The 14,361-nt window shown below is 61.2% G+C and carries 13 protein-coding genes and 1 tRNA gene; 3 read left to right on the forward strand and 11 right to left on the reverse strand.

Going from position 1 to position 14,361, the window contains the following annotated elements:
* The first annotated feature begins 306 nt into the window (after positions 1-306).
* The 3 genes from B2V90_RS01735 to B2V90_RS01745 all read left to right on the forward strand — a co-directional run bounded on the left by B2V90_RS01735 (position 307) and on the right by B2V90_RS01745 (position 3,032).
* Positions 307-381: transfer RNA gene (locus B2V90_RS01735), tRNA-Gly, on the forward strand.
* A 360-nt stretch (positions 382-741) separates the two neighbouring features.
* On the forward strand, positions 742-1,743 hold the full coding sequence (locus tag B2V90_RS01740) for a DUF932 domain-containing protein (protein WP_293919478.1): 1,002 nt from the start codon (positions 742-744) through the stop codon (positions 1,741-1,743).
* A 14-nt stretch (positions 1,744-1,757) separates the two neighbouring features.
* Positions 1,758-3,032, forward strand: coding sequence for a TonB-dependent receptor (locus B2V90_RS01745; protein WP_293919492.1), 1,275 nt, complete (start codon positions 1,758-1,760; stop codon positions 3,030-3,032).
* A 457-nt stretch (positions 3,033-3,489) separates the two neighbouring features.
* On the opposite strand, the gene B2V90_RS01750 is transcribed toward B2V90_RS01745, so the two are convergent.
* From B2V90_RS01750 to B2V90_RS01800, 11 genes are all read right to left on the reverse strand, one after another.
* Positions 3,490-4,422 (reverse strand): alpha/beta hydrolase, encoded by a 933-nt coding sequence (locus tag B2V90_RS01750; protein ID WP_293919479.1) that lies wholly within the window; start codon positions 4,420-4,422, stop codon positions 3,490-3,492.
* A 14-nt stretch (positions 4,423-4,436) separates the two neighbouring features.
* Complete coding sequence (locus B2V90_RS01755; protein ID WP_293919481.1) at positions 4,437-6,560, reverse strand: TonB-dependent siderophore receptor; 2,124 nt, start codon at positions 6,558-6,560, stop codon at positions 4,437-4,439.
* A gap of 66 nt (positions 6,561-6,626) precedes the next feature.
* Positions 6,627-6,977, reverse strand: coding sequence for a copper uptake system-associated protein (locus B2V90_RS01760; RefSeq protein WP_293919483.1), 351 nt, complete (start codon positions 6,975-6,977; stop codon positions 6,627-6,629).
* On the reverse strand, positions 6,970-7,611 hold the full coding sequence (locus B2V90_RS01765) for an SCO family protein (protein WP_293919493.1): 642 nt from the start codon (positions 7,609-7,611) through the stop codon (positions 6,970-6,972). The genes B2V90_RS01760 and B2V90_RS01765 overlap by 8 nt, the downstream gene beginning before the upstream one ends.
* The gene (locus B2V90_RS01770) at positions 7,598-8,071 is read right to left on the reverse strand and encodes a copper chaperone PCu(A)C (protein WP_293919484.1); all 474 of its coding nucleotides are present in this window, start codon (positions 8,069-8,071) and stop codon (positions 7,598-7,600) included. The genes B2V90_RS01765 and B2V90_RS01770 overlap by 14 nt, the downstream gene beginning before the upstream one ends.
* 41 nt (positions 8,072-8,112) lie before the next feature.
* Positions 8,113-8,736, reverse strand: coding sequence for a superoxide dismutase (locus tag B2V90_RS01775; RefSeq protein ID WP_293919494.1), 624 nt, complete (start codon positions 8,734-8,736; stop codon positions 8,113-8,115).
* Positions 8,737-8,854: 118 nt separating this feature from the next.
* Positions 8,855-10,189 carry a PepSY-associated TM helix domain-containing protein gene (locus B2V90_RS01780; protein WP_293919485.1) on the reverse strand — a complete coding sequence of 445 codons (1,335 nt, stop codon included), beginning with the start codon at positions 10,187-10,189 and terminating at the stop codon, positions 8,855-8,857.
* Positions 10,183-12,204, reverse strand: a complete 2,022-nt coding sequence (locus tag B2V90_RS01785) for a TonB-dependent receptor family protein (RefSeq protein WP_293919487.1) — start codon at positions 12,202-12,204, stop codon at positions 10,183-10,185. The genes B2V90_RS01780 and B2V90_RS01785 overlap by 7 nt, the downstream gene beginning before the upstream one ends.
* A 34-nt stretch (positions 12,205-12,238) precedes the next feature.
* Positions 12,239-12,733 (reverse strand): DUF2244 domain-containing protein, encoded by a 495-nt coding sequence (locus B2V90_RS23090; protein WP_414711566.1) that lies wholly within the window; start codon positions 12,731-12,733, stop codon positions 12,239-12,241.
* Positions 12,734-13,092: 359 nt separating this feature from the next.
* The gene (locus tag B2V90_RS01795) at positions 13,093-13,497 is read right to left on the reverse strand and encodes a DUF2946 family protein (protein WP_293919489.1); all 405 of its coding nucleotides are present in this window, start codon (positions 13,495-13,497) and stop codon (positions 13,093-13,095) included.
* A 281-nt stretch (positions 13,498-13,778) separates the two neighbouring features.
* Positions 13,779-14,361: NADPH-dependent FMN reductase (locus B2V90_RS01800; protein ID WP_293919491.1), on the reverse strand; the 583-nt coding region annotated here is incomplete at its 5' end.

The raw sequence follows: 14,361 nt of genomic DNA on the forward strand, positions 1-14,361 counted from the left end.
ATCTGTCGATGATTACGAAGCGCGGCGCGAAATGATCCGCCGCGTCAAAAAGTTTCGCTGGTGGCATGACGATAGAGCGTTTTGGGTAAGGTGAAAAGCCGGCGCGAACGGCGATCGATCCCATGACGCAATCCAGCTCCAGATTTCTGGACGCCGCCCATCTGGCGGCAAGCTGCTGAACTAATGTGACTTTTATCCTTACGGGAGGATAATTTCACTTTTCTGCAATTCTCCCCTTGCCCCCATGGCAGACCGCTGCTAGTTCGCCGCCACCCGCCGAGAGGAACACAGCCTCCGGCCGCCAGAGCGGGCGTAGCTCAGGGGTAGAGCACAACCTTGCCAAGGTTGGGGTCGAGGGTTCGAATCCCTTCGCCCGCTCCAGTTTTCCTTCGAAAATCAGCCATTTAGAAATCCGCTGGGACGGAAAATCTTATTACGCGCACCTGTCAAAAGGGCAAAGTAATAAGGACGTAATATGCCGGGACCGCATCCCCGGGCATCTCTGGCGTGCAATCGGCGGGCCTTTCCAACCGCATCCGCCTAAGACACCAACCATACCGAGGCCTCTCACCGGCGATCCGCCCGCCAGCGATTCGATATCGCCTCACAGTGCGCCGCTCCGGCGTCACGTCGTTCGAAGCGTGTGATCTCATCCCGCGAGAGGTAGAGGTCCGAGGGAATTTTCCGTGACGGGTTGAGGGCTGGGAGAGAGGCTCCCGGCGCCCGTCATGGAGATGTCCCATGACTCAGGTGCAAGTTCTGGACGCCGCGCGCCAAGGCGCTGGCGGTTACAAGGTTGATGTAAGCCGGGGGGAACGCGTCGGCCGCGTGTCCTCGGAGTGGTTTTCTCGTCCGGCCGATGAACGCTATCTCTCGCTGTCGGACCTGTTTGCCGCCGTCCATGGCCGCGCCGAGAGGAGCCGGACCCGGACGATCGAGAGCGCTGCGATCCGGGTGGAAGCGAGCCGCGACGATGCCGAACGCCTCGCCCTGATGCTGCCCGGCTCTGACCGGCCGGTGGCGCCCACTCATTGGAGCTTCGGCCAACTTGCCAGTCTGGTCGGCGCCCCGGCGGCCTATCTGCGCCAGCTTCCAGCCCCGCTTGCCGGGATCAACCTGCAATATGGTCTCACCTCGCACCGCGCCGAGCAGGTGAAGACGCTCGAAACCGACGATGGCCGGACTGAACTGCGCGCCGTCACCGGCCCGGATTATGGTCGCATCCATGACCACGAGCTGGTTTCGGCAGTGCAGCGCATCGCCGGGAACGGCACTGGCGATACGCGCTGGAAAGTCCCTGGCGTGCTCGACTGGTCCACCGGGATCTACAATCCACGCGTCGACGTCACCCAAGACACGACGACGCTCTACGCCTCGGACCGCGATGTCTTCCTGTTCCTGGTCGACGATCTCAATCCGATCGAGGCCGGCAAGCTGCCTGACGGTTCGCCCGACCTCTACTTCCGGGGCTTCTATTGCTGGAACTCGGAAGTGGGCGCCAAGACGCTGGGCATCGCCAGCTTCTACCTGCGTGCCGTGTGCCAAAACCGCAATCTGTGGGGCGTCGAGCAATTCGAGGAGATCACGATCCGGCATTCCAAATATGCCGCCTCGCGGTTCGCCAATGAAGCGACTCCGGCGCTGACCCGCTTTGCCGATTCCTCGCCCTTGCCCTTCGTCAACGGCATCCGTCCAATAGCGCCGAATTCTGGGGGGCGCGTGCAGACATCTCCTACGAACTGACGGACAGCCTCACCCTGCGCTCCCTCTCCGCCTACCGGAGCAGCGACTTCCTGGTGGAGAGCGACCTCAACCCAGTTGGCGTCAACCTCTTTCCGATCGACTTCGGCGAGACTTCGGACGAATATTCCCAGGAACTTCAGCTCAACCTGAACACCGACCGCCACAAGCTGGTCGTCGGCGCCTTCTACATGCATGAGAATATCGACGGGTTCATCAAGGGGCCGCTCAATCTTCGCGCTGTCGGTGGGCCGGACTTGTTCGTCCAGGGCTTCTACTCAGGCGGACGACTGAAGACCGACGCAGCCGCCGTCTTCGCCCAGGACAGCTATTCCGTCACGGACCGGCTCCGGTTGACGCTGGGTGCACGCTACAGCTGGGAAAGGAAGAAGGTGGCGGATCAGTCCGACTTCAACTTCGACGATCTCTATGATGCGGCCAACGGTCCTCGCGGTCCAATCCATCACGCGGCCAGGAGCTTCAACGCCTTCACCCCCAAGATCGGTGTCGACTTCGACATCGCGGACAAGGTGATGGTCTACGCCTCCTATTCGAAGGGGTTCAAGGCAGGCACCTTCAACCTTGGATCTGCCGGGCCAGCACTCGATCCGGAGAAGGTCGACGCCTATGAGGTCGGCTTGAAGTCGACCCTGCTGGATGGTCATCTGCGCGCCAACATTTCCGGCTTCTATTATGATTATTCGGACCTCCAGGTCGGAAAGGTCCAAGGTCAGCTTCTCGTCCTCGAAAATGCGGCTGCGGCCGAAATCTACGGCATTGAGGGCGAGTTGACGCTCGAGCCTGTTCGAGACCTCATCATCGGCCTCAATGCCAGCTGGCTCCATGCGCGATTCAAGAGCTACATCACGGCCGACCAGGCCCGGCCGGGGGGCGATGGGGCCACGGTCGACGAGAATGGGGTGCCCGCGTTCGACCTTTCGGGCAACGCACTACCCCAAGCCCCCGACTACACGATCGACCTGTCGGCTCAGTACAGCTTCGACGTGCCCGGTGGTTCGCTGACCATCAGGGGCGAGAGTAACTGGTCCGACCGGGTGTTCTTCTCACCCTTCAACCTCAACTATATGTCACAGGCTGCCTATGATGTGCAGAACGCCTATGTCACCTATCGCATGGACAGCGGGCTGCGGTTGACCGGCTTCGTGCGAAACATCGGAAACGAGACGATACGAGCATCGGGGCAGGTAGCTACGACGATTCTGGGCTCGCCTGTGATCGGCTTCGTAAAGCCCCCGCGCACCTACGGGCTGACCGTCGCTTTCGACCTTTGAGCGAAACGTTAATCGTAGACATGGCTGGCGCCAGGTCGACATGCAGGCCTGGCGCCACCTCCCCTTATCATTGCAAGCCGAGATCCGTTGACGTCGATCCTCAGGCCCTGCGTCGATGGAAACCTAAGGCTGAGCACACCGAGTCCGATCAGGCCGGTAGCCGCAATCACGCATTGACGCCATTAACGCGCGCATCGACTGGTCCGGACCATGGCCAAGTCCAGCGATGCGAACACTTCTCCAGCTGCAGTTAGTAGCGTCTGGCGCGGCCTTATCATCTAGATGGCAGCTTTCGTCCGATCCTGACATCGTCTGTCTTTATGATGATCGACCTGCTTTGGTCGCGTGCTTCCAGAAGCCGAACGCGGCGTCGTGGGACGAAGCGGCCGTTCTTAAGGGCGACCGTGAATGACGGGTGCCGCCCAAACCCGTCATTGGCGGATGCGCGACCCCAGGGTCATCCCGCTTTCTGTAAGCGCATACCCCGCGCCATCAACCCGCGAGATTGCATCCACCAGATCAGTTCATCGAACCAGTGGTCGCTGGTAGTGCCCTTCGGCTTCAGATCGAACCCGTGTCCGCCGCGCTCATAGATATGAAGCTCAGCAGCAGCACCCGCCTTCCGCCAGGCGGTATAGAGCTGGACAGCATCGTTCGGCATAAATTCGTCGTCCGCGGCGCCGGCAATGAACGCGGGCGACGCATCGGTGGGAACCGGCGTGCGGAGTCCGCCATAGATCAGGCCGACAAAATCAGGCCGTGACGCCTTGTCCCCGATGGCGAGATCGGCGGCAAGGAATGCACCCGATGAAAAGCCGATGAACCCGATACGCTGGGGATTGATGCCCCATCCAGCAGCGCGTTGCCGCACGATCGCCAGCGCACGTGCACCGTCCTCGACCGCATGTTTCTCGCCGGCGAAGGGTGGCACTTCCTCAGGTACGCCGCTCTTTGCCCGCGCCATGATGCCCTCCATCTCCTTCATATGGATTTCGGGCATGTGCATGGCGTCATTGGGGCTTTTGATCGTGCGGTATTTTAGCACGAATGCGGTGACGCCGCGCTGCGCGAACTGACGAGCGATAGCCGTCCCGCCAGCTTCATATCCGAGACCAACGAAACCGCCTCCGGGTGCAACGATGACCGCTGTGCCGTTGGCTTGTCCGGCATCAGGTCGAAACATCTCCAGCGTGGGGTCGCTGACGTTGAAGATCATCGTCTCGCCGGTTTCGAGCGTGTCCCTTGTTTCCGGGACACCCAGCGAAGCGACTGCCCCCTTGGGGTAGAGCGGAATGATCTCCCCGCCCGTTGTCGTTTGCGCCCTAGCAATAGTCGCGGTGAGCATGGCTGCCGCCATCACGAGGCACGCCGCACTTCCCAGATGTTTCATGAATGTCGCCATCGTCAAATGCGTGCCTTGACCGTGACAAAGGCCGATCGTGGCTGATTGGGCGAGACGACCGGATAGCCCAGGTAGCTGTGGGGATCCCAGGCCTTCCGTCCGCCGAGATTGACGACGGACACGGCAATGAAGAACCGGCCGACGTCATAGGAGGCTTGCGCATCGACCACGGCATATCCGGGAACCGCGATGCTGTTGGGCAGCGTCAGTTCGCGCGCGGTGAAGGCGGTGATCCCCGCCCCAAACGACAGACCCTTTGCAGGACCATCAAGTATCCGATAGCGCGCTGCGACCCGCCCGCTGCTCTTGGGCACGCGGGCTAGCGAGTCGCCGGGGGCAACGCCATCGTCGCGGGTATCAGTATAGGCATAGTTTGCCAGCAGCGAGAAAGCCGGGGTCGGCTCCCAGACCAGATCGGCTTCCACGCCGCTCGCGCGTTGTCGCCCGCTCTGGATGTAGAAGCCCACATTATCCCGATCGGCCGTGACGACATTGTCGTGGGTCTGCCGGAAGGCGGCAATCGTACCCGATAGCCCGGCCTTGGGCAGCGCCAGCTTCACACCGCCCTCGATATTGCTGGAGGTCTCGGGCTTTCCCGCCTGCATGCCGATGAACCCGAACGGCGCGCGGAACGCTGTCGCATACCCCGCGAACAGCGCAATGCCCGGCACCACGTCGAAGGTCGCGCCGATCCGGGGCGAGACGTGGGCATAGGTCTTGTCGTTGGCCACGCCGATATTGCTGTTCTCGATGAACTTCAGCGAGGTAACGCGCAGGCCGCCGGTCAGATGGAGCCTGCCATAGGTCGCCTGATCCTGCACATAGAAGGCGAATGTCTCGAAGCGGTCGTCCGTGTAGCTGTTGACCGGGGTCTGGGGCGTGTAGCGCAGGTCATAGGCGGGATTTGAGAGGTCGATCGTGCCGGATGGGCTGTCGCTGACAAACAGGCCCATTGCGCTGTAGAAGCTGGTCCAGTCGTAGTTGGCGCCGACGAGCAGGATATGTTCGCCGCCAAGCATATCGGCCTTCACGGCCAGATTGGCGTCGATGGTCGCCTCCTTGGTGCGGTTGACCATCGTAATCGGAAATACATCATAGTCTGGCGCGACGGTGCCGGTCCCGGCCAGGCCGGGATAGACGAAGCTCCCGCTCTCATCGACGTTGTTGTCATAATAGCGGCCGGTGACGGTCAGTTTGACGCGATCCGAAAAGGCATGGCGCAGCGTCGCCGTGCCCATGTCGTTGTCGTTTCTCGTGCGGGGCTGGCCGATCGGCGATCCGGGAAAGGCATTGCGATCGAGGATCCCAGCCAGCGCCGCATCGGCAGGCAGGCCAGAATATTCCAGTTGGCGGCGGCGATTGAACTGCCCCTGCAGAAGCAGGTCGGTGTCCGCGTCGATCTGGAAAGAGACGCTTGGCTGAATAGACCAGCGCTCGCCGCCGACCTTGTCGATCCAGCTCTTGTTGCTCTGATACTCGCCCGCAACCCGTGCCGAAATGCCGGACGAGAGCGCCAAGTTGATGTCGCCATAAGGGTTCCATGTCGAGAAGCTGCCGGCGCGCATCGCCACAAATCCGCCCGTTTCGTCGGATGGCCGCTCGGTCACGACATTGATGATACCGCCAAGCGGGGTGCCGAGACCGCCCCCATAGAGGGTGGCGCTTGGCCCCTTGAGCACCTCGATCCGCTCGACGCCGATCAGGCTGCTTGGGTCATAGGCCTGCTGGTTACCCGCGAAGATCGGCAGGCCATCGAGATAGACCTCACCCGGAAACCCTCGGAGGATCGGCGGGATGAACAGGTTCTCCTCCGATCGCGTCGGCGTCACGCCCGACACATTGACCAGCGCTTCGCCGAGCGTGCGGCGATCCTGCTCCTGCAAGAGCGAACGGGTGACGACCTGCACCGACTGCGGTACCTCAATCAGTGGCGTGTCCGTGCGGGTGGCAGAAGATGAGGTCGGCGCCGCATAGCCTTCGCGGTTGCCCGTGACGACGATGGTGCTGGTGGTCCAGCTTGCCTCGCCATCATTCTGCGGTGTCTGGGCATGGGCAGCCTGTGCGATGCACAGAGCCATCAACATGGCGGTAGAAAGACGAAGTTGGGTGTGAATTTTAGGTGTCATGTTACCCCCCGGCGCCGGACTAGGCCGGCCATGTTGAAAATGGATTGATTGATGGGCTTGCGGCAGTCAGTCGCTCTCCCGGATCTGTCTGACGAGCATTTCAGCCGCGAAGTCCGGCACGCCGGCACGCTGCAATTGGGCCTGGTTGCGGATCGGCCCATTACCGCAGAGCAGTTGCGACCACCGACCTGACCGGCGTGCAAGCACGATGTCGCCCTTCCGTTCGCCCTGCGACCAGAAGCCGAGCGCATAGTCGCCGCTGAGATAGATACGTTCGACTGCGACTGGCGAACCATTGACGCCAATGTTTTGCACGATAGCGCCGCGCACCTGATCGCGGTCGAGCGCGCTTTTTGGGATGCACGCGCTTACCGCTGCCAGGCAAAACGGCAAGAGCGCCAGAGACCTGCTAGGCATCGATCAGCTTGCGCAGCCGGTCGACGCTGGTCGCGGGCGGTTCGGTCGGATCCATCATATCGACGAACTTACCTCGCTGGTCGAACAGCAAGACACCCGCTGTATGATCGATCGTGTAGTCCCCGCCCTCGACTGGCACCCTGGCGAAATAGATGCGATATGCGTCAGTGATCTGCTTAATCTGGGCGTCCGATCCCGTGAGCCCGATGATCGGCGTCGGGAACAGATTAAGGTAATTGCCAATATCTTCCGGCTTGTCGTGGCCGGGATCAACCGAGACGAAGACGATGTTGAATTTCATGCCGTCCGGCCCGAGTTGCTTGCGCAACTGGGTCATCCGGCTGAGGGTCGTAGGGCAGACGTCGGGGCACCGGGTGAAGCCGAAGAAAATGGCATAGGGCTTACCGATCATCGAGCGGTCGGTAACGGTTCGGCCCTTCGTGTCAGTCAGGATAAACGGCCCGCCGGGACCCACTGCAACCGCTGCCGTCGGCGCACTCCCGGTCCAGCGCTGTGCAGCTACCAGCACCCCAACCACGCCGAGCAGCAGCGCCACTAGGCCGATGATGATGAATTCCGTACGGCGTGGGCGCGCTGATACGGAAGGTCTGTCCTTCGGTTCAATGTCCGTCATGGCCACCTTCCATGCCATAAGCGACGCGCTCGACCTTGAGCTGGACCGTCACAGTGCCCGCTTTGGCAAAGCGCAAGGTCAACGGCACGCTGCTGCCGAGCGCAAGCGGCGCCTTGAGACCGATCAGCATGATATGAAAACCGCCAGGCTTCAGTTCTAACTTGCCACCGGCAGTGACAGGCAGGCCATCCGGGACAGGCCGCATCCGCATGATGCCGCCATCCATGGTCATGCTATGGATTTCGACCTTCTGCGCGGCAGGCGAGGTTGCGCTCACCAGCCTGTCGGCATTCCTGCTGCGGTTGGAGATGGTCATGAAACCACCTCCAACAGATTGTCCGGGCGCGGTTTGACGGGTCCAGGGTTCGGCGATGGACAGTTCATTCTTGCGAACCACCTCGGCTGAGGCGGGGACAGCAAGAGAGGCGATGGCAATAGCGGTGAACATATGACGGGTCATGGTCTGGCTCCTTTGTCGAGCAAATGGTCGATGCGGGAAAATCAGAGGGCTTTTGCTGCCGCCGCGTAGCGGTCGGAAACCGCCTTCCAGTTTACGACCTGCCACCAGCCATCGAGATAATCGGCGCGGCGGTTCTGGTATTTGAGATAGTAGGCGTGCTCCCACATATCGTTGCCCAGGATCGGAACGCCCTTCACATCGGCGACATCCATCAGCGGATTGTCCTGATTAGGCGTGGAGGTGATCGCGAGCTTGCCGTCTTTGCCGACGATCAGCCACACCCAGCCTGACCCGAAGCGGCCAGTTCCAGCGGCCTTGAACGCCGCCTTGAACTTATCCAGAGAACCGAAATCACGCTCGATCGCCACCTTCAGCGCTCCCGATGGCTGACCTGCCTGCGCCAGCGGCGCCATCGTTTGCCAGAAGAAGCTGTGGTTCCAGTGCCCACCGGCATTGTTGCGCACCACGGGAGGAAGCGTCCCGGCGCGGGCGACCAGTTGTTCGAGCGACTGACCCGCGAGCGCGGGGTTTTCGTTTACAGCCTTGTTGAGCGTATCGACATAGGCCTGGTGATGCTTGTCGTGATGGATGGTCATCGTCTGGGCATCAATCGCTGGCTCAAGCGCATCGGCGGCGTATGGCAAAGGCGGTAAGCTGAATGCCATTGTCCGCTGTGCCGAGGCCGAGGTCGCCGACTGCGACAGCGCCACTCCCGGCGACAGGAGGACTGTGCTGGCCATGATGAGGGGGAAGGCAAAACGCATTGTACAATCTCCTTGGGGGTCAGGATCTGGATGACAGGATGGATCGGCGGCAGAGCCATTCAGCCGCCAGGACAAAGATCAGTGAAGCGCCGAACAGCGGGAGCAGGAGGGCAAGCACCACAAGCGAGGTGATCATCCAGCCCCTGGCCTTTCCTTCGACGACAGGCGGGGCACCGACGCTGCCTTGCGGTCGCCGCTTCAGCCACATCAGGACGCCGAGAATGCTCACCGCGATCAGCGCGATCGCCGTCAGGACACCGATCAGCTGGTTCACCCAGCCAAACAGTTGCCCTTCGTGCCACGCGACGCCGGTATTTACGATCCGATCGATCACATGCTGATCGTCGAACCCTCGGCGCCCTGTCTCGCCACCTGTGGCGGGGTCGTAAGTGACCTGTCGGCCGAGCCAGCGGTTCTGCGCTTCGGATTTGGCGGTCCACTCATTGCCGGTAGGCGGGCCAAAGCGTTGCGGCGCATGCGGTGGAAGTATGATTGCCGGAAAGGCCAGATGCTCAGCCTTCGCCTTCTGGACGAACACAGACAGTGGCAAGCCAGCTTTTACGGGTATCGCCGGCATGGCCATCTGCATGCCCGAGTGATGCCCTGCGTGGCCGCCTTCTGCGCCAACCTTCCAGTCCTGCGGTCCGTTGACCAGACCCAGCTCTGTGCGGGTCCATTTGAACGTGCTCCCCCACACGCCTGCCCAAGGTAAGCCACTGGCGAGCATCACGAGCACAAGGCCGGCGAGCCAGAAGCCGGTTGCCCGATGAATATCCTTGAGCAACGGCCGCCCTTTGAGGGACAGGCGGGGCCACAGAGTTCCGGCAAATCGAAAAGGCCTCGGCCACCAGAGGTAAAGGCCGGTGAGGATCATCACGATCGTCCAGCTTGCCGCCAGTTCGACCAGCCAGTCACCCCATGATCCTATCAGCAGCGAGCCGTGGATACGGGCAATAGTCTCGGAGATCTTCGCTGAAGGATCGCGTTCGCCAATCACCTTGCCCTGCGGCGAAACAAAGATGTCACGCTGCGCGCCATCGACGCCGATCACATGGATCATCGCTGCATCGCCCGGTCGCTCGGGCAGGCGGTAATAGTTGAAGCGCACGCCGGGACTGGCGGCCATGGCGGCGGACAGTTGCCTGTCGGGAGAGACCGTACCGGTCGTGACCAGCCCCTGGTAAGCGCGCTCCTGCCACCGATCGATCTGCGGTTTGAACAGGTAGATTGCGCCCGTGACCGACAGGATCAGTATGAAGGGCAGCACGAACAGCCCGGCATAGAAGTGCCATCGCCAGATCGTACGATAGGCGTGGCTTCCCGGGGTCGCGGATGACTGGTTGCGTGTCACCATGTGAAGCGCACACCGCCGAAGACGGCACGACCAGTTCCGGGATTGAAGATTTCCGCATCGGCACCGGCGACACCGGCGATGGCGACCGTCGCAATATAATGCTTGTCGGTGAGGTTACGTCCTTCGACGTAAAGCGACCAGTGCTCGGCCAGATCGAACCCGGCCTTGAGGTTCAGCAGCGCATAGGGATCGACTTTCAGGCTGTTGGCATTGTCCGCGAAATAATGGCCCGGCGCCCATTCGATATTGGGACCGGCGGAAAAGCCGCTGGCCTGTTTGTAGAGCAACTCGGCCCGCAGATAGTGCTTCGGGATGCCGGGCAGCTCATTGTTGCCATAGTTGGGATCGCCGTCGAAGTTGAAGTCGCTGTAGGTATAGGCTGCGGTCAGCACCAGCGTGTCGCCCGACGCGGACACAGGAATGGTGGCATCAAGCCCGGCCTCGATACCCTGATGGACCGTGCGGCCTGCGTTTATGATCGAGCAGGCGCTGAACGGGCCGGTCGTCAGGCACTGAAGCTCGTCGCGGATTTCCGAACGGTAGAGCGACACATCCCAATGGAGGACCCCGCTGGCGCCTCGCGTGCCGATCTCATAGGTGGTGGCGCGTTGCGGCTTCAGATTGACGGCCGTGATGACATTGGCGTCGTAGCTCGGCACCTCGGCGCTGCGCGAGATATTGGCAAACAGTTGCACACCCGACCGGGCGTCCCAGAGAAGGCCGAACTTCGGACTCCAGAGGCTGAAATCCTTTCGGCCCGACTGATCGCCATTGGACAGAAACCGGTCACGCCGGTCGCGGCTTGCGTCGAGATATTGCACTCCCGCAACCAGTGCCAGATCGGGTAGCACGAAGAGCGAGTCCTCGGCGTAGAAAGATAGATTACGGGATTTGTCGACCATAGAGGCAGCAAGCGCGCCTTTGGTAGCGGCGGCGTTCACATACTGATTGGTATCGATCGTCCCGTTGTGGAGATTGGCGCCGGCGACGAGGCGATTGCGCAAGCCCCCGATTGTCCGGTCGTCGACGACGCGGGCGAAGAGGCCATAATCGTCGACAGTGAAATCGAGATACTGGAAGATCGGATGATCCACGTGCCGCCAGTTGTAGAAAGCGCCGACCTCCAGCGCCGTATCGCCGAGCGCGAAGCTGGTCTTGTTGGAGATGCGAACCGACTCGACGTTGCGCTGCTGATCCTGGGCGACCCAGACAGGGTTGGCGGCACGGGGCGCGTTCAGCGCCGATGCCTTACTCACCTCGCCCGGAATATGCTGATTGGTTCTGGCGGCCGTCACATAGAAGCGCGTCCCGACCTTGTCGGAAAAGCGATAGCCGACATTGGCATTGCCGCGGATCGCATTGCCGTTGCTGTGATCACGATAGCCATCATTGGACTGTGCCGAAATCGTCGCAAACCAGTCGAAATCGCCCGAGACGCCGCCCGTGCTGGCCTGCCCCTTGATGTAGCCAAAGCTGCCGCCATCTATCCGTGCATCCAGCGGCGACGTATCGCGTCCCGTCGGCGTCACCAGATTGATGGCCCCGCCCAGCGCGTTGGCCCCATAACGCAGCGCATTGCCGCCGCGATAGACCTCGACGTACCGATAGGCGCTGGGATCGATCTCGAAGAAATCCACCAGCCCGTCAGACGTGTTCATCGGGACGCCGTCGAGATAGAGCGCGATGCCGCGAATGCCGTAGGCGCGCGAAAGTCCCGATCCACGGATCGATACGCGAGCATCGTCGCCCATACGGGTCTGGGTGATGACGCCGGGGACGTAGCCCAATATGTCCTTGATGTGCTGGACCGGCGTGTTCTTGAAAGCCGTGTCCGGCACGATTGCCACGCCGCCCGGCGTGCGCTGGATCGCGGCGCCCGCCTGTTCGGTGGTAGGGGTGGCCGTCACCACGATGTCATCGGAGCGGACACGCCTCTCATTTTCTGGCACACGATCCTGCGCGAGGGCCGGCGATGCGAGGAGGGACGCAGTGAGGGCGAGATAGGAAATTTTCACGTCGACATACTCCCTGAGACTTTTGTTTTGTTTGTTAGGTGCGGGCTGCTTGCAAAGCAGCGGCGATGCGTGGCGCCAGACGAAGCCGTTCGGCGCTCGAAACGAACTGGCCGATGCGATGACGCTCCCGGCGGAAAACGAGCCAGAGATCGCAGTCGATTTCAGATCGCCCCGTCTTTTCAAGCCGGGTCCAGAAGGCGGGCAGCGTCACCTGAGTCTGCCGGCCGCGCCCGTCGAAGCGCACAAGCTCAATCTGGCCATCGCGAATATTCAACCGCTCCTCAGAAACAGGCGACCTATTGAACAGGTGCAGGGCGACAGCGAGTGCGCCTATGTCGAGCACCGAAAAGATGAGGACTGGCCATGCACCGATCGCAACAAAGCGTAGGGAGACCAGCACAGCCGCAATGCCTGCTGCGATCAGGAGATATTTGCCTCGGATCGGCAGCGACGACCGAGGCGCGGTCATCCGGATTTCGAGCGAATCCTCGGCGGTCGCATCCCAAGGCCCGGCTCGCTTAGCCGCCATCACAATGGCCCCGCCGCTACGGCAGCCGAACCACCTGTGGGAACGACAGCATCGTTCAGCAGCGCATCACCGATGCGAAAGACGCAGCAGCAAGCGATCAGAATCCAGGCCGACCGGCGGAGTTGGCGGAGCCACGCTATAAAAGATGGCACGGCTTTCCCTGTCGGCCCGTGAATACGGAGTGACACAGGAGCAGAGGCTCCCAATGCGGCAACAGCAATTGTCATGAAAAGTCCTCGGCAAGCCGACCAAGGAGCTAACGTCCTTTGCCAAGCCGAACTGACGCTGTGCATGGCATGCCTCAGTCACGGGTGCGCCATGCACGCCCGTCCCTCAGCCGCTCATGCGACGATAAGCAGTCAGAATGCCGGTGGTCCTCGTAGAGGAGGCCGCAGATAAGGCGGCGCTGGCGATGCAAGCGGCACAACTGACCGTGTGCCAAGCGCGAGGACAAAGAGAATGGCTGCAGCCAGCAAGACCGGATCGGCTGCTGCTAGTGACGGTGCTGACAAGCCGGAGAACGCGCAAGGCTGTTCCGCCTTGCCATGATGTCCCTCGTCCTCGGATTTTCCATCTCCGAGGCCCGGAATCGTCATAACCATGGTCGTCGGCCCCATTCCGGAGCAGACGCTGACCACAATCTGGCCGCCGGACATGGTTGGCATAAAGCCGGCAGGCATGACGATTTTCATCATCAGCGCGAGTGCAAGCACCGCGCAGGCGAAGGGCCGATTGGCAAGGACGAGGTGACGCAGTCGATGCACGACTTTGCCCTTAATGTTGGCTGCTCATTTTGTCATGCGAGAATGAGCAGCGAGACGATTTGTCCATTTGCGCTGACAATACGCTGTGGCCGCAACCTCGGGAGCAATGGTGAACAGCCGACGAACGGCAGCTAAATATCGCAGCTGCCGAAGCGCCTCCGCTGTTGAATGACCGTGTGTGGTCGACCCTTGCCATTTTAACTGAATGAGTACGGCGGCGCAGGAACCCGCTTTTCCCGGACTTCGCTGCGTTCGCCCGGGTCGATCTTACTAAGGTTTCATCAATAGGGTGGCGGCGTTTTCGCCCGCTGGTTTCGCGCTGCCTCAATCCACCAAACCAAGTCATCGGCGAAGCGGGGAAAGGCGCGTTCAAGAGCAGCGCCGCCGTCGCCTACGGGATTACTGTCCGCATCGAGTGCATGACCGATTTGCCCGACCGCTAGCGCACTGGAAATCACCACCATGCCCATTTCGGAGAGCGTCCCGTGCCATGCCGTCGCAGCCCGGGCCCCAGCGAAGCGTCCCGCAGAATAGCTAGCGATTGCGGCTGGCCGCCAGTACCATTCCTCGAGAAAGTGGTCTGTGAGGTTCTTGAGCCCCGGCTGCATTCCCCAATTATATTCGCCTGACACGAACAGGAAGCCGTCTGCCGCGCGGATCTTCCCCGCAAGCTGGTGGAGATTGGAAGGAGCCTCGCCTTCAGGATATTCCTTATACATGCGATCAAGCATCGGAAGTCCAATTTCCTTAGCATCGATCAGTTCGGCCGCAGCCCCACGCTTTTGCAGAGCGCGAACCAGATAACGAGCGAGGCGAATGCCTTGCCGATCACTACGATAGGAACTGAAGCGTCCCGGGTTTTCC

Source organism: Sphingobium sp. UBA5915 (genome assembly GCF_002431195.1).
Taxonomy (GTDB): domain Bacteria; phylum Pseudomonadota; class Alphaproteobacteria; order Sphingomonadales; family Sphingomonadaceae; genus Sphingobium; species Sphingobium soli.